The 21,788-nt window shown below is 65.0% G+C and carries 17 protein-coding genes; 10 read left to right on the top strand and 7 right to left on the bottom strand.

What is annotated here, in order from left to right; all coding sequences use genetic code 11:
* Positions 1-71: 71 nt before the first annotated feature.
* Entirely contained in the window at positions 72-1,370 is a 1,299-nt protein-coding gene (locus tag ACXAEK_RS18605) for a hypothetical protein (protein WP_475044160.1), read from the top strand.
* Positions 1,371-1,553: 183 nt separating this feature from the next.
* Here the strand turns inward: ACXAEK_RS18605 and ACXAEK_RS18610 are convergent, their stop codons facing one another.
* Positions 1,554-3,908 (bottom strand): Tex family protein, encoded by a 2,355-nt coding sequence (locus ACXAEK_RS18610; protein ID WP_475044162.1) that lies wholly within the window; start codon positions 3,906-3,908, stop codon positions 1,554-1,556.
* Positions 3,909-4,244: 336 nt separating this feature from the next.
* On the opposite strand from ACXAEK_RS18610, the gene gatB reads away from it, so the two are divergent.
* The 3 genes from gatB to ACXAEK_RS18625 all read left to right on the top strand — a co-directional run bounded on the left by gatB (position 4,245) and on the right by ACXAEK_RS18625 (position 7,971).
* Positions 4,245-5,756, top strand: coding sequence for an Asp-tRNA(Asn)/Glu-tRNA(Gln) amidotransferase subunit GatB (gene gatB, locus ACXAEK_RS18615; protein WP_475044164.1), 1,512 nt, complete (start codon positions 4,245-4,247; stop codon positions 5,754-5,756).
* 315 nt (positions 5,757-6,071) lie between these two features.
* Positions 6,072-7,313 (top strand): peptidase T, encoded by a 1,242-nt coding sequence (gene pepT, locus ACXAEK_RS18620; RefSeq protein WP_475044166.1) that lies wholly within the window; start codon positions 6,072-6,074, stop codon positions 7,311-7,313.
* A gap of 169 nt (positions 7,314-7,482) precedes the next feature.
* On the top strand, positions 7,483-7,971 hold the full coding sequence (locus tag ACXAEK_RS18625) for a DUF4177 domain-containing protein (RefSeq protein ID WP_475044168.1): 489 nt from the start codon (positions 7,483-7,485) through the stop codon (positions 7,969-7,971).
* 39 nt (positions 7,972-8,010) lie between these two features.
* Here ACXAEK_RS18625 and ACXAEK_RS18630 read toward each other — a convergent pair whose 3' ends face one another.
* The gene (locus tag ACXAEK_RS18630; RefSeq protein WP_475044170.1) at positions 8,011-8,265 is read right to left on the bottom strand and encodes a BolA family protein; all 255 of its coding nucleotides are present in this window, start codon (positions 8,263-8,265) and stop codon (positions 8,011-8,013) included.
* A 107-nt stretch (positions 8,266-8,372) separates the two neighbouring features.
* On the opposite strand from ACXAEK_RS18630, the gene ACXAEK_RS18635 reads away from it, so the two are divergent.
* The 6 genes from ACXAEK_RS18635 (at position 8,373) to ACXAEK_RS18660 (ending at position 15,655) form a co-directional block, all read left to right on the top strand.
* Positions 8,373-8,996, top strand: coding sequence for a DnaJ domain-containing protein (locus ACXAEK_RS18635; RefSeq protein ID WP_475044172.1), 624 nt, complete (start codon positions 8,373-8,375; stop codon positions 8,994-8,996).
* Between the two features lie 267 nt (positions 8,997-9,263).
* Positions 9,264-9,632 (top strand): BLUF domain-containing protein, encoded by a 369-nt coding sequence (locus tag ACXAEK_RS18640; protein WP_475044174.1) that lies wholly within the window; start codon positions 9,264-9,266, stop codon positions 9,630-9,632.
* A gap of 389 nt (positions 9,633-10,021) precedes the next feature.
* On the top strand, positions 10,022-11,008 hold the full coding sequence (cobS, locus tag ACXAEK_RS18645; protein ID WP_475044176.1) for a cobaltochelatase subunit CobS: 987 nt from the start codon (positions 10,022-10,024) through the stop codon (positions 11,006-11,008).
* Positions 11,009-11,201: 193 nt separating this feature from the next.
* A complete protein-coding gene (cobT, locus tag ACXAEK_RS18650) occupies positions 11,202-13,079 on the top strand; it encodes a cobaltochelatase subunit CobT (protein ID WP_475044178.1) in 1,878 nt (625 codons plus the stop codon).
* A gap of 369 nt (positions 13,080-13,448) precedes the next feature.
* Entirely contained in the window at positions 13,449-15,239 is a 1,791-nt protein-coding gene (locus ACXAEK_RS18655) for an aminopeptidase P family protein (protein ID WP_475044180.1), read from the top strand.
* 74 nt (positions 15,240-15,313) lie between these two features.
* Entirely contained in the window at positions 15,314-15,655 is a 342-nt protein-coding gene (locus ACXAEK_RS18660) for a DUF427 domain-containing protein (RefSeq protein WP_475044181.1), read from the top strand.
* Between the two features lie 172 nt (positions 15,656-15,827).
* Here ACXAEK_RS18660 and ACXAEK_RS18665 read toward each other — a convergent pair whose 3' ends face one another.
* The 5 genes from ACXAEK_RS18665 to lpxC form a co-directional block, all read right to left on the bottom strand.
* Positions 15,828-16,019 (bottom strand): hypothetical protein, encoded by a 192-nt coding sequence (locus ACXAEK_RS18665; RefSeq protein ID WP_475044183.1) that lies wholly within the window; start codon positions 16,017-16,019, stop codon positions 15,828-15,830.
* A gap of 186 nt (positions 16,020-16,205) precedes the next feature.
* On the bottom strand, positions 16,206-17,888 hold the full coding sequence (locus ACXAEK_RS18670; protein ID WP_475044185.1) for a chloride channel protein: 1,683 nt from the start codon (positions 17,886-17,888) through the stop codon (positions 16,206-16,208).
* An 88-nt stretch (positions 17,889-17,976) separates the two neighbouring features.
* Entirely contained in the window at positions 17,977-19,626 is a 1,650-nt protein-coding gene (gene recN / locus ACXAEK_RS18675) for a DNA repair protein RecN (RefSeq protein WP_475044187.1), read from the bottom strand.
* A 28-nt stretch (positions 19,627-19,654) separates the two neighbouring features.
* Positions 19,655-20,503: an outer membrane protein assembly factor BamD gene (locus ACXAEK_RS18680; protein WP_475044189.1), complete on the bottom strand. Its 849-nt coding sequence runs from the start codon at positions 20,501-20,503 to the stop codon at positions 19,655-19,657.
* Between the two features lie 247 nt (positions 20,504-20,750).
* Complete coding sequence (lpxC, locus tag ACXAEK_RS18685) at positions 20,751-21,686, bottom strand: UDP-3-O-acyl-N-acetylglucosamine deacetylase (RefSeq protein ID WP_475044191.1); 936 nt, start codon at positions 21,684-21,686, stop codon at positions 20,751-20,753.
* Positions 21,687-21,788 lie beyond the last annotated feature (102 nt).

The raw sequence follows: 21,788 nt of genomic DNA on the forward strand, positions 1-21,788 counted from the left end.
CGCCATCTTTGCGCCCCATTGCCTGACGAGACTGTGAACAACGATAAGCTGCCACTCATCAGGAAGCGCAAATGCTCACAACGTCTCGACAGGCGCGGGAATTTCTGACCCGCATTTCCGGCAAGATGTCTGCCCATCTCCGGCCTGCCGCCCGCCCGGCCCCCGCGGCCTCTGCCATCCCCGCCCCTGCACCTGCAGATGCTCTGCTGACCCGCCGGCTTGAAGACAGCCTGTCGATCCCGGTCCGCAGCGAACAGGGCGATCCCGATTGCCTTCACGCTCAGGAAACCGGGCAGTTCCTGGCGCGCCAGGAACGCTGGGAGGAGCTGTCCCGCCGGATCCAGGAGGCGGACACCGCCGGCACCACTGCGCGCTGCGGCCTGCCGCTGGCCGATCTGATTGCCTATGGCGCCCGTGCCGATGTGGTCAATGCAACCGAGCACGCCCTGGCCGAAAACAAGGATGCAGGCAGCCGCAGCCTGATCCGCGGCCTGATGGCATTTGAGGCACTGCGGGCAGAAAACCGCCATGACCCCTATCTCACCGCTTTGGTGGCCATGGCCCATATCGACATTGGCTGGGCGTGGCGCGGCTCGGACGGCCACGCTGCGGCGCCTGTCAGGAACCAGCGCCGCTGCGCTGCTCATTTCGACCGGGCCGCCGCCCTGCTGGATCCGGTTGCAGCAGCCTGCCAGGACAGCCCGTTCCTGAAAGCGGCGCAATGCGCGCTTTACGCCGGCCGAAGCGGCGGCGCGCTGCAGGTGGCCGATGCCTTCGGAGCGCTGATTGACCTTGCCCCCGGAAACCACCGCCACATGCGCGCGCTTGGCACCCATATGCTGCCGCGCTGGTCCGGGTCTTATGCCGCGCTGGAGCTTGAGGCCCGCCGCACCGCTGCCCGCACGGCCCCAACCTGGGGCGCCGGCGGCTATGCATGGGTCTATTTCGACGCGATTGCCATCGACGACCAGGCCTGCGCCCGGGTTGACACCCGCTTCTTCCTCGACGGCCTCCGCGATATCGTCGAGGCCAATCCGTCGCAGGAAACCATCAACCTTCTGGCCGCCTATTGCACAATCGCCCTGCGCAAGGGGCTGGGGCAGAACCTGCAGGCCGACGTCCCGCGCCTGAAAATCGCCGAGGCCGCAAACTGGCTGATCCGCGGCCATCTCAAGGAACTGCACCCGCTGGTCTGGGCCCATGCCGAAGAGGGGTTCGACAACAGCGCCCGCATCACCTCGCTCAGCCGCTTTGCCGCCCGCGGCCATGCCGGGGCCTTGGCCGCAATCGCCGGCCAATTCCGCGATGAAATCGAAGACGGGCAAAAGGTTGCCTTTACTGATCAAGGGTTGGAGTTCAGCCCCGCCTGAGGCGAATACCGCGGCTTTCACGCATCAATGCATTTTTTGCCATCACCGGTGGCCGCCCCCGTCGCGCCAGCGGCGGGCGCGTTCCGCACCCGCCCCGGTGAACGCTCACCGGAATACCTCCACTGACGCGACCTGTTCTGGTCTGCATTGCCGTGATCGAACTGGGACCAAGGTCCCGCTCCCTCACTTCTTTTTGAAGGCATCCATCAAGGCCGCGCCCAGCGCGCCGGCTCCCTGATCCCGGACTTGGCCGCCCTTAGGACCCGTGGACATCTTGCCCCGGCCGCCCTGAGGCCCGCCCGTCTTGCCGCCGCGCCGCGGCCCGGCGCCCTTGGATGGCCCGCGTGCATTGCGGTCCGCCTTGGCAGACGCGCCGCCGTCCTTCTTCATGGTCAGCCCGATCCGCTTGCGGGGCACATCCACCTCGGTCACCGTGACCTTGACCACCTGGCCGGTCTTCACCACCTCATGCGGGTCCTTCACAAACCGGTCGGCCAGCTGGCTGACATGCACCAGGCCGTCCTGATGCACGCCGATGTCCACGAAGGCACCAAAGGCCGCCACGTTGGTGACCGCGCCTTCCAGCACCATGCCGGGCTTCAGGTCGGTGATCTCCTCCACCCCGTCCTTGAAGGAGGCAGTCACGAAGGACGGGCGAGGGTCGCGGCCCGGCTTTTCCAATTCCTGGAAAATGTCGCGCACGGTGGGCAGGCCAACATCGCCGCCCACGAACTCCTCTGCCCGCAGGCCTTTCAGCGCGGCCTCATCGCCCATAATCTGACGGATATCGCGCCCGCAAGCGGCCACGATCCTGCGCGCCACATCATAGCTCTCGGGGTGGACCGAGGACGCATCCAGCGGCTCCTTTCCGTCGCGGATCCGCAGAAAGCCCGCGCATTGCTCAAACGCCTTAGGGCCAAGCCGCGCAACCTTCAGAAGCTCCCGGCGCGATTTGAACGCTCCGTTCACATCCCGGTGCGCCACAATCGCCTCCGCCAGTCCTGGGCCAAGGCCCGAGACATGACTCAAAAGCGGTGCCGAGGCCATATTGAGGTCCACACCCACCGCGTTCACCACATCCTCAATCACCGCCTCCAGCGATTTCGACAGCTTGTGCTGGTCCACATCGTGCTGATACTGGCCCACGCCGATGCTCTTGGGTTCGATCTTGACCAGTTCCGCCAGCGGATCCTGCAGGCGCCGTGCAATCGACACCGCGCCGCGCAAGGACACGTCCAGATCGGGAAACTCGCGCGCAGCCAGTTCGGAGGCTGAATAAACCGAAGCGCCTGCTTCGCTGACTACCACCTTGGTGGGTGCCTTCACCTTGGCGGGCAGATGCTTCAGCACCTCCGCCACCATCTTCTCGGTCTCGCGGCTGGCGGTGCCGTTGCCGATGGCGATCAGCTCCACGCCATGTTCGGCGATCAGCTTCACAATCGACACCTGCGCGCCGCGCAGATCGTTCTTCGGCTGGAACGGGTACAGGGTCTCAGTGGCCACCAGTTTCCCGGTTGCATCAACCACTGCCGCCTTGACGCCGGTGCGGATGCCCGGGTCCAGCCCGAGAGTCGGCCGCGCACCGGCTGGAGCAGCAAAGAGCAAGTCCTTCAAATTGCGCGCAAAGACCTGAATGGCGTCTTCTTGCGCACGACCGCGCAGATCGCCCATCAGTTCCAGCATCATCGAGAGGCTCAGCTTCACCCGCCAGGCCCAGCCCGCCACCTTGCGCAGCCACTTGTCGCCCGGTCCTTGGCCGCCCGCGCCCAGCACTGCCGCGACCATCGCCTCGGCCCGTGCTGCCCCCTCTTCCGGCTCCGGCCCGACATCCAGCGTCAGCACGCCCTCGTTCGAGCCGCGCAGCATCGCCAGCGCCCGGTGCGAGGGCACATCCGCCCAGCGTTCGCTATGGGCAAAATAGTCCGAGAACTTGGCGCCCTCCTGTTCCTTGCCCTCCACGACCTTGGCGGTGACCACCGCCTCGCGCTGCAGAAACTCCCGCAGCCGGCCCAGCAGATCCGCATTCTCCGTCAGCCGCTCGGTCAGAATATCCCGCGCTCCGTTCAGCGCATCTTTCACCGTGGCAACGGCCTCGGTGACATAGCCCTCCGCCAGTTTCTCCGGATCGGCACCGCGGTTGGCCAGAATGGCCTCCGCCAGCGGTTCCAGCCCGTTTTCGCGCGCAATCATCGCCTTGGTGCGCCGCTTGGGCTTGTAGGGCAGATAGATGTCCTCCAGCTGCGCCTTGGTCTTTGCCTTGGCAATCGAGGCCGCCAGTTCATCGGTCAGCTTGTCCTGGGACTTCACCGACTCGAGGATCGCCCCCCGCCGCTTCTCCAGCTCGCGCAGATATTCCAGCCGCTCCGCCAGGGTGCGCAGCTGGCTGTCGTCCAAGCCCCCGGTCGCCTCTTTCCGGTAGCGCGCGACAAAGGGCACCGTGGCGCCTTCATCCAGCAGCGCCACTGCGGCGCTTACCTGTTTCGCGCTGGCGCTGATCTCACCGGCAATGGTCTGGCTGATACGGGCGGATGTGTCCAAGGCGGCCTCCTGATATTCTGCTCGGGCTGCCAGTTCTAGCCCTCCTAATGCACCCCGCCAAGAGGTTGAATCAGGCACAGGCGAACCATCGCGAAGGGCAGCGCCCGTCCGCGGGCGGAAGCGAAGCGCCCGCCCATGGGGGCGGACGGGCGCTGCCCGGGCTTGCAGCCCGTGCGATTCAAGGGTCTTCCACCCGCCTCAAAGCTCTCTGCGCCACCTGCCCTCTTGCTCCTCCGCGCCGCCGGGCCTAGAACGCTGTGCAACTGAAATTGACATTGTGCCGATGAAACATCGCATCACGTCACTGCAACTGACATTCGGATACGGCGGAAAACCATGCTCGACCTGACATATGAACTCCCCAAGCCCAAGGTAATCGCGGGCGCCAAGCATGACTGGGAACTGGTCATCGGCATGGAGGTGCATGCCCAGGTCAGCTCCAATGCCAAGCTGTTCTCCGGCGCCTCCACCAAGTTCGGCGCCGAACCGAACTCCAACGTGGCTTTCGTGGACGCGGCGATGCCCGGCATGCTGCCGGTGATCAACGAATACTGCGTGGAACAGGCAGTGCGCACCGGCCTGGGCCTGAAGGCCGGCATCAACCTGTGGTCCGCCTTTGACCGCAAGAACTACTTCTACCCCGACCTGCCGCAGGGCTATCAGATTTCCCAGCTTTATCATCCCATTGTGGGTGAAGGCGAAGTACTGGTGGAACTGGGCGACGGCACCGCGCGCAACGTGCGGGTCGAGCGGATCCACATGGAGCAGGACGCGGGCAAGTCGATCCACGACATGGACCCCAACATGTCTTTCGTGGACCTGAACCGCACCGGCGTCTGCCTGATGGAGATTGTGTCGCGCCCCGACATCCGCGGGCCGGAAGAAGCTGCCGCCTATATCGCCAAGCTGCGCCAGATCATGCAGTACCTGGGCACATGCGACGGCAACATGCAGAACGGCAACCTGCGCGCCGACGTCAACGTCTCGGTCTGCCTGCCGGGCCAGTATGAGAAGTACCAGGAAACACAGGACTTCTCGCACCTCGGCACCCGCTGCGAGATCAAGAACATGAACTCCATGCGCTTCATCCAGCAGGCCATCGAGGTCGAGGCACGCCGCCAGATCGCCATCATCGAGGGTGGCGGCAAGGTCGAGCAGGAAACCCGCCTGTATGACCCGGACAAGGGCGAGACCCGCTCCATGCGCTCCAAGGAAGAAGCGCATGACTACCGCTATTTCCCGGATCCCGACCTCTTGCCGCTGGAAATCGAACAGGCCTGGGTGGACGGTATCGCCGCCAATCTGCCGGAGCTGCCGGACGAGAAAAAGGCGCGGTTCATCAACGACTTCGGCCTCTCAGACTATGACGCATCGGTACTGACCGCAGACGTGGAATCGGCGGCCTTTTTTGAGGAAACCGCCAAGGGCCGCTCGGGCAAGCTGGCTGCCAACTGGGTCATCAACGAACTGTTCGGCCGCTTGAAGAAAGAAGACCATGCGATCACCGAATCCCCGGTCTCGCCGGCGCAGCTGGGCGGCATCATCGACCTGATTTCATCGGACGCGATCTCCGGCAAGATCGCCAAGGACCTGTTTGAGATCGTCTATACCGAAGGCGGCGACCCGGCGCAGATTGTCGAAGAACGCGGCATGAAGCAGGTGACAGATACTGGCGCCATCGAGACCGCCCTGGACGAGATCATCGCCGCCAACCCGGCGCAGGTGGAGAAGGCCAAGGTGAACCCGAAACTGGCCGGCTGGTTTGTCGGCCAGGTGATGAAAGCCACCGGCGGCAAGGCCAACCCCAAGGCGGTGAACGAGCTGGTCGCCAAGAAACTGGGCGGCTGATCCCGGCGGGAAACGGAATTCGAAAGGGCGCCCCAAGGATAAAACCGGGGCGCCCTTTTTCGTGCCGGAATGGGGGGGTGTCCTGCGTGCACCTCTTGTACACCCCCTGTGCACCGGGGGGTGTCATTGCCAATCTTCCGTCCGGCGGCACGCCGGACAGCCCCCGACCGCCCCCATGGGCGGGGGTTTCGCCCCCACCCGCGGTCAAGCGCTGCCCTTCGCGCTGGCAAAAACCGCCTCACTCCCCCGTCATCTCCCCCGCCTTGACCTTCCCCGCGCCAGCGGCTTTGCTCCGCCGAAAACCCCGGAGGCTTCATGACCCGCATTTTCGATCAGGAACTCGAGGACCGTCTGGTCCGCTACGCCGCCATCGACAGCCAGAGCGACGAAACCTCAGCCGCCACCCCCAGCACTGCAATTCAGTTCGACATGCTGAACCTGCTGGTGGCGGAACTGCAGGAAATCGGCGCGCAGGACGTCCAGCTGACGGATTACGGCGTGGTGCTGGCCACCATTCCCGCCACCGCGCCGGGGCCGGCCATCGGCCTTCTCGCCCATGTCGACACCGCACCCCAGTTTAACGCAGCCGGCGTCAAGCCGCGCGTGATCAAGGGCTATGATGGCGGTGATATCACCTTTCCCGACAACCCCGACCTGGTGCTGTCGCCGCAGAAATCGCCCTACCTCGCCTCCAAACAGGGCGATGACCTGATCACCGCCTCCGGCCTGACCCTGCTGGGCGCCGACGACAAGGCGGGGATTGCCATCGTGATGACCCTGGCCCGGCACCTGCTGGCGCACCCGGAGATAAAGCATCCGAAGATCCGCCTCGCCTTCACCCCGGACGAGGAGATCGGCCGCGGCGTTGGTGAACAGCTGCCCAAGGACCTGGGCGCCGGATTCGCCTATACGCTCGATGGCGGCGAAGCAGGTGAGATCGTCTATGAGAGTTTCTCTGCTGACGGCGCCACCGTGACCATCAAGGGCGTGTCGATCCACCCCGGCTGGGCCAAGGAGAAGATGGTCAATGCCGCGCATCTGGCGGCGAAAATCGTGCAGACCCTGCCGCAGGCCACCATGACGCCTGAGACGACGGACGGGCGCGAGGGGTTCATCCATATCACCGGCATGAACGGCGGCTCATCCGAGATGGAGATCAAGCTGATCCTGCGCGATTTTGAATTGGACGGGCTGGCCGCCAAGGGCGATCTGCTGCGCAAGGTCTGCGAGGCGGTGCAGGCGTCTGAGCCGCGGGCGGAGATCACCTGCGAGATCCAGCCGCAATACCGCAACATGCGCTATTGGCTGGAAAACGACATGACCCCGGTGGAGCTGGCGCTGGCGGCCTGCAAGGCGCATGGGATCGCGCCCATCTCCGCCCCGATCCGCGGCGGCACAGATGGTTCGCGGCTGACCGAATTCGGGGTGCCGACGCCCAATATCTTCACCGGAATGCAGAATGTGCACGGGCCGCTGGAGTGGATTTCAGTGCAGGACATGGCCAAGGCCACGGAGGTCTGCCTGACGCTGGTGCAGAAAGCAGCGGCAAAGGTCTGAGGACACCGCAGAGTGCGGAATTTTGCAAAAATTCCGGCCCGGAAAACAGGTGTTTTCCGGGCCGTTTTCCTTGCAGGAAAACGGCATCCTGCCGCGCATGAGCCAGGTGCCGGGCTCTTGACCGCTCCCCCCTTTCCGCTAAACCTGCGCAGCAAGACAGGAGACGTTCATGCAAGCATTTGAATACAAGGTTGTCCCTGCCCCGGCCAAGGGCACCAAGGCCAAGGGGGTGAAGACGCCCGAGGCGCGCTTTGCCAATTCGATCGAGATCCTGCTGAATGAAATGGCCGCTGAAGGCTGGGAGTTCCAGCGCGCGGAACTGCTCCCGAGCGAGGAGCGCGCGGGCCTCACAGGATCGGCCACCAACTGGCGCAATGTGATGGTGTTCCGCCGCGCCATTGCCGCAGAGCAGCCCGCAGCGGCCCCGGAAGCCGCGCCGGAACCGGCGCCGGTACCAGCCCCGGAATTCCGCCACAGCGAGCCGCCGCTGACCGCCACCGCCGGCGATCCCGAAGCGCCCGCAGGCGCCACGCCTGTGCCCGGCCCCGGCGCCGCCAGGATGCAGTCGGATGATGGCGTTGAGGAACTGAGCCCGGTCTCCGGTATGACGGCCGCGCTGAAAGCACGGGCCGGGCTGAAAGACGGCAGCGAAAACTAGATCGCTGACCGGTGGGCGGCCCCGCCCACCGGCAGTTGCTTAAACGCCGATATCCAGCGCCAGCGCGTGGATGCGCTGCACGATATCCCCCAGTGCCTTATGCACCGCCCGGTGCTGCTGCACCCGGTTCATCCCCTGAAACGCACCGGCGCGGATCCGCACCGCAAAATGGCTCTCGCCTGAGCCGTCATCGCCCGCGTGGCCTGCATGTTTGTGGCTCTCGTTCACCACCTCCAGCACCGCCGGCGCAAAGGCCGCCTGCAGGGCCGCCTCCATTTCCGTCTTCACGCTCATTTTCCGCTCATCCTCAAAAATTTTACCTGCGCCCTCTTCAATCTGGCGGCCCTTAGACTAAACTGCTGCCTCCGAGTTGAACAGATGCGTCTAGAAGGTGCACCCCCATGAGCAAGTCCGATCCTTTTGGCTTTGATATGTCCGTCCGCTCCGCGAAAAAGAAGAACCCGCGCGGGCGCCGGGCGGCCACTGGTGCCTCTGAAACCTCCGTGCGCGTCTGCGACAAGGACGGTTGCGAAGAAGCCGGCAAATTCCGCGCCCCCAAGGCGCCCGATGTGCTGGATGATTTCTACTGGTTTTGCCAGGAGCACGTGCGCGAGTACAACAACCAGTGGAACTTCTTCGAAGGCACCACCGAGGCAGAGCTGAACGCGCAGCGCTCCAAGGACAAGGTGTGGGAACGCGAGACCAAGCCGCTGGGCGATCCCGAGGCCCGCGCCTGGGCACGGCTGGGCATCGAGGACCCGCATCAGGTGCTGGGCGCCAATGCCACCCAGAACCCGGGCCGCGCCGCCAAGACCGGCCGCCGCCTGCCGCCCACCGAACGCCGCGCTATCGAAATCCTGGAGGCCAAGGACGATTGGTCCAAGGCCGATATCCGCAAGGCCTACAAGAAGCTGATCAAGGTGCTGCACCCGGACATGAACGGCGGCGACCGCAGCCAGGAGGAACAGCTGCAAGAGGTCATGTGGGCCTGGGATCAGATCAAGGACAGCCGCAGCTTCAAATAGCAGGCTGCACACCGCCAACTTCAGAAGCGGCTCCCCCGGGGGCCGCTTTTTTCGTGGCCGGACCCGCGGGCTGTGCGCCCTGCGGGGCATTTCCCGCGCCTTTGGCCAGGCCGCTATCCTTCCGGTCAGGCCGGCACGCTTTTGCCACCGGCGCAGGGGCGTTTCTATCCTTTTGCGGACGGGCGCCGCAGGTCTTTCACCTGTAGATTGAGCTTATCAGCTTCAACACCGCTCACAGCCAGCAACCGCCATCACAGGAGACCGCCCATGCACCGCATCATCCTCGCCGCCGAACTGTCCGCCACCGCAAGCCACCAGCAGATTGCCCAGTTCATCAACCGCAACCGCCCCGCCTTCCGCAACGGCGGCGCCACCGGGATCATGATCCGCAGCGGCAACACTGTCCATTTCATTCTGGAAGGGCCGCAGGCCGCGCTGGACAATACTATCCGCCAGGCCAAAGCCAGCCCGCTGTTCGAAAGCGCCGAGCCCTGCGGTTCTATGCCGATCCGCTTTCGCGCCTTCGATAAAATCTGCCTCGCCTATGCCCAGCCCGAAACCCTGGGCAAAGAGATGCGCAGCGAAATCACGATGCTGACCGGGCTGGATTTTTCCAGCCAGGCGATGGCTGCCTGACGCTGCCTGCCGCGCCGGCTCCGGAACTGCCCGCAACCAGCTCGGCATCAAACCGCCCCGGCATGCCCCGGCATGGGCGGTCTTTTGCCGAAAATTAATGATAGACTTTTTATTTCTTTGACCCGCCCCGCCGCGACCGGTTAGGCAAAGATGAGCCGGCCGCAGCCTACCCCCCCAAAGCTATGCGAGCGCCGGCCAAACGCGCCCCCTGCTGCCCGGCCGGGGGCGCAGTGCTTGCCGCACCGCCGTTTCCGTCCGTCCAGTTCCGTCACAATCGCAATATCAGCTGGATTGCTGCGCGAGTTTCCCTTGCGCGCGCGGTCCAGATCAGGCACCAATCCCGCGAATTGGCCCCTGAAAGCAGGGAAGAGGGATAAGGACCGACTGCGATGACCGACGGATTTGTGGATATGGATGCGAAACCGACCGAAACGATTTCGGTGCGCGATGTGTTCGGGATCGACACCGACATGACGGTCAAGGGCTTTGCCGACGGCTCTGAACGCGTTCCGGCGATGGACCACACCTACAAGTTCGACCCGGAAACCACATTGGCCATCCTGGCAGGTTTCAGCCACAACCGCCGGGTGATGATCCAGGGTTATCACGGCACCGGCAAATCGACCCATATCGAACAGGTCGCCGCCCGCCTGAACTGGCCGTCTGTCCGTGTGAACCTGGACAGCCACATCAGCCGGATCGACCTGATCGGCAAGGACGCGATCAAGCTGCGCGACGGCAAGCAGGTGACTGAATTCCACGAGGGCATCCTGCCCTGGGCCTTGCGCAACCCGGTTGCCATTGTGTTCGACGAATACGACGCGGGCCGCGCCGACGTGATGTTCGTGATCCAGCGGGTGCTGGAGCATGACGGCAAGCTGACATTGCTGGACCAGAACGAGATCATCACCCCGAACCCGTTCTTCCGCCTGTTTGCAACCGCCAACACCGTCGGCCTCGGCGATACCACCGGTCTGTACCACGGCACCCAGCAGATCAACCAGGCGCAGATGGACCGCTGGTCGCTGGTCTCCACCCTGAACTATCTGAGCCACGATGCCGAAAGCGCCATCATTCTGTCGAAGGCGCCGCATTACAACACCGCCGAAGGCCGCAAGAAGATCTCCCAGATGGTGACCGTTGCCGACCTGACGCGCACCGCCTTCATGAACGGCGATCTGTCGACCGTGATGAGCCCGCGGACCGTGATCAACTGGGCCCAGAACGCCGAGATCTTCCGCAACGTGGGCTATGCCTTCCGCCTGTCGTTCCTGAACAAATGCGACGAGTTGGAGCGCCAGACCGTAGCCGAGTTCTACCAGCGCTGCTTTGACGAAGAGCTGCCGGAAAGCGCTGCGAGCGTTTCGCTGGGCTAACTGGTAAAATGCCGCCCGGCCGCAGGCCGGGCAGCGCCCGACACGCCCCCCGTCAAACCGAAGGTTTGCCTCCGGCAAAACGGGCGGGCGCTTCTCGCCCACCCCGCCGGGCCGGCCGCTGCCCTATCCGCAGCACACTCGCTGGACTTTCAATCAGGCAAGGGCGATGCTGACTGGCGGAAAAGGTGCGACCATGAAAAAGCCAAACGATAACCCAGCCGATCCGTTCAAGAAGGCCCTGACTGAGGCCACCAAGGTGATGGCCGACGATCCGGAGCTGTCGGTCAGCTACACGGTCGACCCCTCGGGCCTGTCGGGCGACACCATGCGGCTGCCGCAGGTCTCCCGCCGGATGACCCGTGAGGAAGTGCTGCTGGCCCGCGGTACCGCCGACGCGCTGGCGCTGCGCCACAAGTTCCACGACGACGCCACCCACGCCAAATATGTGCCGCAGGGTGAAATGGCCCGCGACCTCTATGAGGCGATGGAAACCGCCCGCTGCGAGGCGATGGGCGCGCGGCATATGCCGGGCACCGCCTCGAACATCGACGTGAAGATCCGCAACGAGTTGATCCGGCGCGGCTATGACCAGATGAAATCCTCCTCCGAGGCGCCGCTGGCCGCCGCCGCCGGCTTCCTGGTACGGCATCTGGCGACCGGCCGCGACCTGCCGGAAGGCGCTTCCAACATCATGGAGCTGTGGCGCGGCTTCATCGAATCCCAGGCCGGCGGCACGCTGGAAAACCTGGACGAGACCATTGCCGACCAGGCCGCTTTCGCCAAGCTGGCGCGGCAGGTAATCTCCGACCTCGGCTATGGCGACCAGCTGGGCGACGACCCGGATGAGCTGGACGATGAGGCCAATGACGAGGCCGAGGACAACGCCGAGGAGCAGCAGGACCCGGACAGCACCGGCCAGGACGATAGCGAGGAGGAGCAGGCCGACGCCTCTCCCGAGCAGAGCCAGGAGCAGCAGCAGGACGAAAGCCAGGCCCAGGTCTCGATGGACGAGATGGCCGATGACGATCTGGCCGAGGACACCGAAATGCCCGATGGCGAGGCGCCGCTGGAGCCGCCCGCGCCGCCGCCGGTCTCGGATGCGGACCCGGATTACAAGGTGTTCCTGGATGCCCATGACGAGGAAATCAACGCCGAGGAGCTGGCCGAGCCTGCTGAGCTGGAGCGCCTGCGCGCCTATCTCGACCAGCAGCTGGAGCCGCTGAAGGGCGCGGTGAGCCGCCTTGCCAACAAGCTGCAGCGCCGCCTGCAGGCGCAGCAGAACCGTTCCTGGGAGTTCGACCGCGAGGAAGGCATCCTGGATGCCGGCCGCCTGGCGCGTGTGGTTGCCAACCCGACCACGCCGCTGTCGTTCAAGGTCGAAAAGGACACCGAGTTCCGCGACACCGTGGTGACGCTGCTCTTGGACAATTCCGGCTCCATGCGGGGCCGCCCGATTTCCATCGCGGCGATCTGCGCCGACGTTCTGGCCCGGACGCTGGAGCGCTGCAACGTGAAGGTCGAGGTGCTCGGCTTCACCACCCGCGCCTGGAAGGGCGGCATGGCGCGCGAGGCCTGGCTGAACGAGGGCCGCCCGCAGCAGCCCGGCCGCCTGAACGATCTGCGCCACATCATCTACAAAGGGGCCGATGCCCCGATGCGCCGCACCCGCGCCAACCTCGGCCTGATGATGAAAGAAGGGCTGCTGAAAGAGAACATCGACGGCGAGGCGCTGGAATGGGCGCACCGCCGGATGGTGGCACGGCGCGAGGCCCGCAAGATCCTGATGGTGATCTCCGATGGCGCGCCGGTGGATAATTCAACGCTCTCGGTGAACCCGGCGAACTATCTGGAGAAGCACCTGCGCGACGTGATTGCGATGGTGGAGAAGCGCAAGCAGGTGGAGCTGCTGGCGATCGGAATCGGCCACGACGTGACCCGCTATTACGAGCGCGCGGTGACGATCACCGATGTGGAGCAGCTGGCCGGCGCGATGACCGAACAGCTGGCGGCGCTGTTTGACAGCGACCCGCGCGCCCGTGCCCGCGTCATGGGCATCAAACGCGCGGGCTGACTTCCCCCGTCAACCCAAGGGCGCGCTCCCGCGCCTTTGGCCTGCATCTGCAGATGCTGTCCTCAGCCTTGGGCATGGCCGCGCGCTGACGCGCGCGGCGGCGCCGGATGCCGCAGGCATCCGGCGCTTGGCCCAACGGGCCGCGGGGCATCTTGGATGCCCTGAGGCCGGGCGGGAGCTTTCCCGTCTTCCGCCTTCAAGTTTGTTCCGTCAGGTCCCGGCAATTCCCTCTGCCGCCGCCCTTGCCAGCTGCAGGGCGATTTGGGACAAGAAGGGGCGCGCGGCTGCTCAGCCCTGCGCCTTTTCTTTGCCGCGGCCACCGGGACGTCCCCTGCTGCCGCCCCGCCCTTCAGCTGGAGAGAGACGCCGATGTATCAGACCTTCGATGTGACCGCCCGCCCGGAACAGGGCCCGCCCCGGCTGGCCGCGCTGCGCAAGGAACTGGCGGCGGAAGCACTCGACGGCTTCCTGGTGCCGCGCGCCGATGCCCACCAGGGCGAATATGTGGCGCCGCATGATGAGCGGCTCAGCTGGCTTACCGGTTTCACCGGTTCCGCGGGATTTTGCGCAGTGCTGCAGGAGATCGCCGGCGTCTTCATCGACGGCCGCTACCGCACCCAGGTGAAACGCCAGGTCGCCGCGGAATATACCCCTGTGCCCTGGCCCGAGGTGCAGCTGGCGGACTGGCTGAAGGAGCAGCTGCCGCAGGGCGGCAAAGTCGGCTTTGATCCTTGGCTGCACGCCGCCGGGCAGATCACCTCGCTGGAAAAGGAGCTGAAGGGCAGCGGCATCACCCTGGTGCAATGCGAAAACCTGGTGGACCGGATCTGGGAAGACCAGCCGGAGCCGCCGATGAACCCGGTGGCAGCCCACCCGCTGGACTATGCTGGCGAATGCGCTGCGGACAAATGCACGCGGCTGGCCAAGGGCCTGCGCGAGGCCGGCCAGGCAGCGGCGGTCATCACCCTGCCCGACAGCATCATGTGGCTCTTGAACATCCGCGGCAGCGACGTGGCCCGCAACCCCGTGGCGCATGGCTTTGCCATCCTGCACGGCGATGCACGGGTGGACCTGTTCATGGCAGCCGGGAAGCTGGCGGGCCTGCAGGATCACTTTGACAGCTCCGTCACCGTGCACCCGCCTGAGGACTTCCTCAAGGCCGCCGCAGCCCTCAACGGCTCTGTTGCGGCCGATTCCGGCACCGTGCCGCAGATCGTGGCCGATGCGCTTGGCGACCGGCTGGTGCCGGCAGGCGACCCCTGCGCCTTGCCCAAGGCGCGCAAGAACACAGCCGAGATCGAAGGCAGCGCCGCCGCCCACCTGCGCGATGGTGCCGCGATTGCGGAGATGCTGGCCTGGCTGGATTCGCAGGCGCCTGGTACCATCACCGAAATCGACGTGGTGAAAAAGCTGGAGAGCCTGCGCCGCGAAGACCCTGCCCTGCGCGACATCAGCTTTGAAACCATCGCAGGCACCGGCGAAAACGGCGCCGTCATGCATTACCGCGTGACCGAAGAGACCGATACACGGCTGGAGGACGGCCACCTGCTGGTTCTGGACAGCGGCGGCCAGTATCTGGACGGTACCACCGACATCACCCGCACCATCGCCATCGGCACCCCAGGCGAGGAGGAGCGCGCTGCCTATACCCGCGTGCTGCAGGGCATGATCGCCATGTCCCGCCTGCGCTGGCCCAAAGGGCTGGCGGGCCGCGACATCGAGGCCATCGGCCGGATGCCGCTGTGGCTGGCAGGCCAGGATTTCAACCACGGGCTTGGCCATGGCGTCGGTGCTTACCTCAGCGTCCACGAAGGCCCGCAGCGGCTGGCGCGCACCAGCCATGTGCCGCTGGAGCCCGGCATGATCCTGTCGAATGAGCCGGGATACTACCGCGAGGGTGCCTTTGGCATCCGCATCGAGAACCTGATCGTTGCACAGGAAGCCCCCGCATTGGACAGCAGCGACCCGGAGCGCAAGATGCTTTGCTGGCGCACGCTGACCTTTGCCCCCATTGACCGGCGGCTGGTAAACGTGGCAATGCTTACAGCCTGCGAAAAAGACTGGCTGAATGCCTACCACCAGGAGGTGGCGGCAAAAATCGGCCCGCGGCTTAGCCCCGCCGCAAAGGCGTGGCTTGATGCCGCAACTGCCGCCTTGTGACACATCTTTGTTACTTAGGCTGTGAGATAGACTGAACAAAAGACGACAAGACCGAAGAGAATGGGAAAACACGCATGACCACGATCCGTATCCGTAAGGCCGAAGGCACCTGGACTGTCCGCTCCGGCGGCGCCGTATTGGGGGAGACCGCCAATGCTCTGGAGCTGTCAGAAGGCGATCTGGATCCGGTCATCTATTTCCCGCGCGAAGACATCGCTATGGCGTTCCTGGACCGCACCAGCAAGTCCAGCCATTGCCCGCACAAGGGCGACGCCAGCTATTTCTCGATCGCCAACAAATCCTCGGTCACTGAAAACGCCGCCTGGAGCTATGAGGACCCGGTTGAGGCCGTGGCAGAGATCAAGGGCCACCTGGCCTTTGTTCTGAGCGACTCCGTCAAGGTGGAACAGGTCTGACCGGACAGGCCTGCCCCGGTGCGGAGCCATAGCCGAAACGCAAAACACCGGCGCCCTGCGCCGGTGTTTTTGTTTTGCAGGGATGCCAGGCGCCTGCCCCGGATCCGGTTGCAGCCGCCGGTCCGGCCACGCAGCGCGGGCCGGTTCGATGTTCTGGCAGAAGCCGGGATGGCTAGGTGAGAACGGCCCGGCTGAGGTTCAGCCTTGCTTCCTCCAGCGCATCGCCTGCGCCTAGGATATCCGTTTCCCGCGCACACTGGATCGCGTAGTTGATAGCCGCTTCCAGTGCTGCCCGCTCGTTTGCCCGCTCGTCCGCCTTGTGTTTCGCATCAGCCTCTTGCGGGCCGATTTCGAAATTGCGCATGATTTTCCACCCAAAGTGAGTAAGTCTTGTTATGTCGCAATCGTGATGTTGAGACAGCGGCCTGGGCAGGGCAACTAAATTTTTAAGACTTTCTTTACCACAATCCGGAACCTGTAGCGAAATTCTCACAGATCAGGGGAGATTTCCTGGATTTTCCCCTTCGGCGGTAGTTTGCCACCGCCGGGTTCAGCGGTGTTCCTCTGCTGCGGTGGCCGCCAGCGCCCGGTTGTAGGCCTTCAGCGCGTCCACGTGATAAAGCGCGCCGATGATCTCCTCGCTGCCGCCGTCATCCATCATCACCGGCAGATAGGCCGCATCCGCGCGGTCAAACACCGGCATCGCCGCCTCCAGCGAGGCGGAGGCGCGGATGCACAGGCCCTGCTCTGCCAGGGCCTCGCAGTCCCCCAGGCTGGCGCAGCGGCTGTCGCCCATCGGGCGCATCACAGCCCCGGCCCGGATCAATGCCAGCAAATAGGCCTGCGGGCCCGCGGCGCAGTGAATATTGCGCTTTTCCAGCTGGGTCAGGAAGAACGACCGGTCCACCAGCCGCGACGCCAGCGCCGTCGACATGGAGACCGAGACCATCACCGCCAGGCCGATCTGCCAGTCGCCGGTGAGTTCAAACACGATCAGCGTGGTGGATATCGGCGCCCCCAGAACGGCCGCCGCAACCGCCCCCATGCCGGCAAAAGCATAAAGCGTATGGGTGCCCGACACATCCGGCAGCACCGCGGTGGCAATCAGCCCGAAGGCCAGCCCGGTCAGCGCCCCGATCATCAGCGAAGGCGAGAACACGCCGCCGCCCATGCGGCCGCCCATGGTGATGGCAACGGCCGCCGTCTTGACCGCGGTAAAGATCACCGCCTGCCCCAGCAGCAGCCCGCCGGTCAGCGCCAGCACAGTGGTTTCATAGCCCACACCGATGATATGCGGATACCAGACCGCAATCACGCCCAGCATGGCGCCGGAGACGGCAGGGCGCAGCCAGCGCGGCAGATGCAGCCGCTGCTGCACCGTGTTGCCCACCTTGTCGGCAAAGAAGATCGCCTTCATCAGCGCCACCGCCACCAGGCCGCAGATCAGGCCAAGGATCAAGAAGGCGGGCAGTTCCACATAGAACTGCAAGGCGCCCGGCGTGTTCAGGGTGAACTCGGTCACATCGCCGTATTCCAGCCGGTTGATCACGGTTCCGGCCACAGAGGCCACCACGATCGGCGCAAAGGCGTTGACCGAGAAATGCCGCAGCACCACTTCCATCGCAAACAGCGCGCCCGCAATCGGCGCGTTGAAGCTGGCCGAGACCCCCGCCGCCACCGCGCATCCCAAAAGGTCGCGCCCGGTGATGCCGTCTGCATTGATCCGGTTGCTGACCCAGGTAGAGATCACCCCGGCCAAATGCACCACCGGCCCCTCGCGCCCGGTAGAGCCGCCGGTGGACAGCGTGATGAACGACGCCAGCGCCGAGGCCAGGCCCTCCTTGTGCTCGACCCGCCCGTCATTGAGCGCCGCACCTTCGATCACATCCGCAACAGAGCGCACCCGCCCGTCCGGGGTGAACCGGTCCAGGATCAGACCCACCACCAGCCCGCCGCCTGCGGCGATAGCCACCAGCGTGTACCAGGGCAGACCCTGCGCGTAGGAATGCAGGTAATCAAGATCCGGCGCACCATAGACCCAGGCTTGCAGCGCCGCGATTCCTTTGCGGAAGAACAGCGCGGCAAAGCCCGCGGCGATGCCGATCAGCAGCGCGATCAGCCAGAACTGGAACTGGCTGGGGCCGCGGTGGCGCAGCACCCGCCAGATGTCCTTGAGGCCGGCCAGCCACTGCAAAAACAATGCGGAAAGAGAGGAGCGGATTTCGTCTACCATAAGCTGTCAGCGGGTCTTTTTTCTTAATGGCGTGAAAGTGCCATAAATCCAGTTAAAGAACCCTCACCTGCCCGGCAGCTTTGGCAGGTTATCCGGCCAGCAATGCGCGGGCCGCGGCGCGGGCCTCCTCGGTGATGGTATCGCCAGAGACCATGCGCGCAAGCTCATCCACCCGTTCGGCCTCGGCCAGCGGCACCACCTGCGACAGGGTCATGCCATCGACCACCTGCTTGCGCACTTGCCAATGATGGCCGCCAAGCGCCGCCACCTGCGGCGAGTGGGTCACCACCAGCACCTGGCCGCCGCCCGCCAGGCTGCGCAGGCGCCGCCCCACCGCATCGGCGGTGGCGCCGCCAACCCCGCGGTCGATCTCGTCGAAAATCAAGGTCTTGCTGGCATCTTCGCCGCGCAGGCAGACCTTCAGCGCCAGCAGAAAGCGGCTCAGCTCGCCGCCCGAGGCGATCTTGTTCAGGGCGCCTGCAGGCGCGCCCGGGTTGGTGGCCACGGTAAAGGCCACCGCATCCATGCCATCCGGCCCCGGCTCCGCCGTGGTGATGCGGGTCTCAAACACCGCGCGTTCCATTTTCAGCGGCGCCAGCTCTGCCATCACTGCCTTGTCCAGCGCCGACGCGGCCTGGCGGCGCACTGCACCCAGCTGCTTGGCCGCTTGCCGGTATGCGTCCTCTGCCGCGTTAAGCGCGGCTTCCTGATCCGCCAGATTCTGGTCGCCCGCATCCAGCGCCGCCAGCTTGGCGCGCAGGGTTCCGGCATAGTGGCCCAGCTCATCCGCCTGCACGTCATGCTTGCGGGCCAGGGCGCGGATCGCAAACAGCCGTTCCTCGCAGTCTTCCAGCTCACCCGGATTGAAGTCGAGGCTGTCCAGCACCCGTTCGACCCCGTCCTGCGCCTCGCCCAGTTCGATCATCGCGCGGCTGAGCGCCGCCAGCGGCTCGTCCAGCCCGGTATCGTCTTCCTGGCCCGCAACGCCCTCAAGCCAGCGCTGCGCCTCGCCCATGGCGCCCTCGGCGCCTTCGCCCAGCAGCGCATGGGCGCGGGCGATGTCGCCGCGGATGCGCTCGGCCGCCTGCATCTGGCGGCGGCGGGTGTCCAGCGCCTCATCCTCGCCCGGTTGCGGATCCAGCTTGTCCAGCTCTGCCACCGCATGGCGCAGGAACTCCTCCTCGGCGCGCACAGCCTCCAGCGCCGCGCGGGTGGCGGCAACCGTCTTGCGCGCCTTGGCTGCATTGGACCAGGCGCCGCGCACCTCTGCCAGCAGCCCCTGCACCCCGGCATACTGGTCCAGCAGCGCCATATGGCCGCGCGGATTGAGCAGCCCCCGGTCGTCATGCTGGCCATGCAGTTCCACCAGCGTTTCCGACAGCGCCCGCAGCACCTCGCCCGAGCAGCGGCGGTCATTGACCCAGGCGGTCTTGCGCCCCTCGGCGGTGTTCACCCGCCGCAGGATCAGCTCATCCCCGCCCGGCAGCCCGGCCTCTCCCAGGATGGCGTGGGCCGGGTGGTCAGCGCCCAGTTCGAACTCGGCCAGCACCTCGCCCTGTTTGGCGCCCTGGCGCACCAGTTCAGCGCGGCCGCGCCAGCCCAGCACGAACCCCAGCGAATCCAGCAGAATGGATTTCCCGGCCCCGGTCTCGCCGGTCAGCACATTCAGCCCGGGCTGAAAATTCAGCTCCAGGTGATCAATGATCAGGATATCCCGGATATCAAGCGCGCGCAGCATTGCCCCGCCCCAATTGCCGCGGCAGCCGTTACAGCCACCGCCCCTTGATCGTCTGACGGTAGATCTGGCTCAGCCAGTTGTTACCGCGGTCCTTGGGCTTGAGCCCGTTTGCGCCCAGCAGCCGGTAGCTGTCCTCGTACCAATCGGTGGACTGGAAGTTATGGCCCAGAATAGCCGCCGCGGTCTGCGCCTCGGCCGTCAGGCCCAGCGACAAATAGGACTCGACCAGCCGGTGCAGCGCCTCGGCGGTGTGGCTGGTGGTCTGGAAATCCTCCACCACAACCCGGAACCGGTTGATCGCAGAGGTATAATGGCCGCGGCGCAGGTAATACCGCCCGATCTCCATTTCCTTGCCCGCCAGATGGTCAAAGGCCAGGTCGAACTTCAGGATCGCCGAATTGGCATATTCGCTGTCGGGATAAACCTCGATCACCGTGCGCAGCGCCTGCAGCGCCTGGAAGGTCAGCCCCTGGTCGCGGCCCACCTCGTCAATCTGGTCGTAATAGCTCAGCGCCAGCAGATACTGGGCATAGGCCGCATCCTCATCCGCCGGGTAGAAGTCAATGAACCGCTGCGCGGCCGCGCGGCTGTTCTCGTAATCCTTGGTCGAATGATAGGCAAAGGCCTGCATGATCACCGCCTGTTTGGCCCATTCGGAATAGGGATACAGGCGTTCGATCTCAGAGAAGTAATAGGCCGCATCCTTGGGCTGGCGGTTGGCCAGCTCAAATTCGCCGCGCTGGTAGATGTGCTCAGCTGAAAAGGCTTCCAGCGACTCGCCGCGCTTCACTGCGCCGCCATCGCCGCCGCAGCCCGCAAGGGCCGCCATCAGAAGCACCGCGCCGAGGGTTTTGGCTCCCGCCCTGATGCCGTTCATGTCGCCTCACCTCACCGTCATTGCCTTACGGGTGTCCGCCCCGGTTACGCTGTCTCTAGCATATTCAAATGGCGCGCAAAACGCCTTTCGCCACTTCCGCATTCACATGGCAGAGAAAGCCGGCAATGGTCAAGGCTGCCCTTCCATTCCTTGCCCCTGCAAACGCCTGCCTGCGCCATGCGGCATAGGAAAAGGCCCGGGACAGTCGCGTCCCGGGCCAGCCTGCCCCTCGTTTCAGGTTTCTGCCTTATGCCACGCGCCGCTGCTCAGCCGGAATTTCCGACCAGATCAGACCCTGCCCCGGCAGCCGTGCGGTCATCGCTGCATCGCAGGCGACGGCCCGGACCGCACCCGGCTCCGCAAACAGGGCACGCAGCAAGGTGTTGGTCAGCGCGTGCCCCGCGCGCTCGCCAACATAGCGCCCCAAGACCGGCCCCCCAGCCAGCGCCAGATCTCCTAGCGCATCAAGCATCTTGTGGCGCACAGGCTCATCCGCATGGCGCAGCCCGGCGCCGCTTTCGACCCGCTCGCCGTCGAAGACAACGGCGTTTTCACCCGGCACACCGCCGAGAGCGAGGCCATTGGCCTGCATGGTTTCAACATCTGCCTGGCGGCAGAAGGTGCGGCTGTCGCACAGCTCACGCGCAAAGCTGCCGTTGCGCATGTCCAGCACCTTGCTCTGGCGGCCGATGGCAGCCTCGGCAAAGTCGATGTGGAATTCGATGGTCAGACGGTCCGACGGCAACAGGGTGGCACGGGCGCCGTCCTTTTCGACGGTGACCGGCTTCAGCACCTCAAAGGCGGTGATCGGCACGCCCTGGCGCTGCACGCCGTATTTCATGATGCCGCGCACAAACGGGGCGGAGGAACCGTCCACGATCGGCACTTCCGGGCCGTCGATTTCGATCAGCGCGTTGTGCACGCCGCAGCCGGCCAGTGCCGCCATGATGTGTTCAACGGTGGAGACGCTGACGCCGGAGGTGTTGACCAGCCGGGTGCACAGCGGGCTGCGCTCAACCAGGTCCCAGCGGGCCGGAACCAGGGTGTTGCCCAATGCGATATCGGTGCGCTTGAAAACGATGCCGTGCCCCGCCGGAGCCGGGATCAGAACCATGCGTGCGGGTTTGCCGGAATGCAGGCCGGCCCCTTCGAATGCCACCGATGCCTTGAGCGTATTTTGCACGTTGCGCCTCGTTCCACTGTTTCCGGCCTCGCGGGGCCGTGTTGCGGATGAGAGTTAAGGTTTTGCTTAACAACGCACAACTCAATCTTTGTAACGGATTGA

The organism is Leisingera sp. ABM4_101 (genome assembly GCF_056158725.1).

Coding starts and splice junctions, on each gene's coding strand:
- cobS (WP_475044176.1), top strand. CDS start 10,022: ATGACCGACGGATTTGTGGATATGGATGCGAAACCGACCGAAACGATT.
- recN (WP_475044187.1), bottom strand. CDS start 19,626: ATGCTGCGCGCGCTTGATATCCGGGATATCCTGATCATTGATCACCTG.
- ACXAEK_RS18670 (WP_475044185.1), bottom strand. CDS start 17,888: ATGGTAGACGAAATCCGCTCCTCTCTTTCCGCATTGTTTTTGCAGTGG.
- ACXAEK_RS18680 (WP_475044189.1), bottom strand. CDS start 20,503: ATGAACGGCATCAGGGCGGGAGCCAAAACCCTCGGCGCGGTGCTTCTG.
- ACXAEK_RS18655 (WP_475044180.1), top strand. CDS start 13,449: ATGTATCAGACCTTCGATGTGACCGCCCGCCCGGAACAGGGCCCGCCC.
- pepT (WP_475044166.1), top strand. CDS start 6,072: ATGACCCGCATTTTCGATCAGGAACTCGAGGACCGTCTGGTCCGCTAC.
- ACXAEK_RS18640 (WP_475044174.1), top strand. CDS start 9,264: ATGCACCGCATCATCCTCGCCGCCGAACTGTCCGCCACCGCAAGCCAC.
- cobT (WP_475044178.1), top strand. CDS start 11,202: ATGAAAAAGCCAAACGATAACCCAGCCGATCCGTTCAAGAAGGCCCTG.
- ACXAEK_RS18605 (WP_475044160.1), top strand. CDS start 72: ATGCTCACAACGTCTCGACAGGCGCGGGAATTTCTGACCCGCATTTCC.
- ACXAEK_RS18660 (WP_475044181.1), top strand. CDS start 15,314: ATGACCACGATCCGTATCCGTAAGGCCGAAGGCACCTGGACTGTCCGC.
- ACXAEK_RS18625 (WP_475044168.1), top strand. CDS start 7,483: ATGCAAGCATTTGAATACAAGGTTGTCCCTGCCCCGGCCAAGGGCACC.
- ACXAEK_RS18630 (WP_475044170.1), bottom strand. CDS start 8,265: ATGAGCGTGAAGACGGAAATGGAGGCGGCCCTGCAGGCGGCCTTTGCG.
- gatB (WP_475044164.1), top strand. CDS start 4,245: ATGCTCGACCTGACATATGAACTCCCCAAGCCCAAGGTAATCGCGGGC.
- ACXAEK_RS18665 (WP_475044183.1), bottom strand. CDS start 16,019: ATGCGCAATTTCGAAATCGGCCCGCAAGAGGCTGATGCGAAACACAAG.
- ACXAEK_RS18635 (WP_475044172.1), top strand. CDS start 8,373: ATGAGCAAGTCCGATCCTTTTGGCTTTGATATGTCCGTCCGCTCCGCG.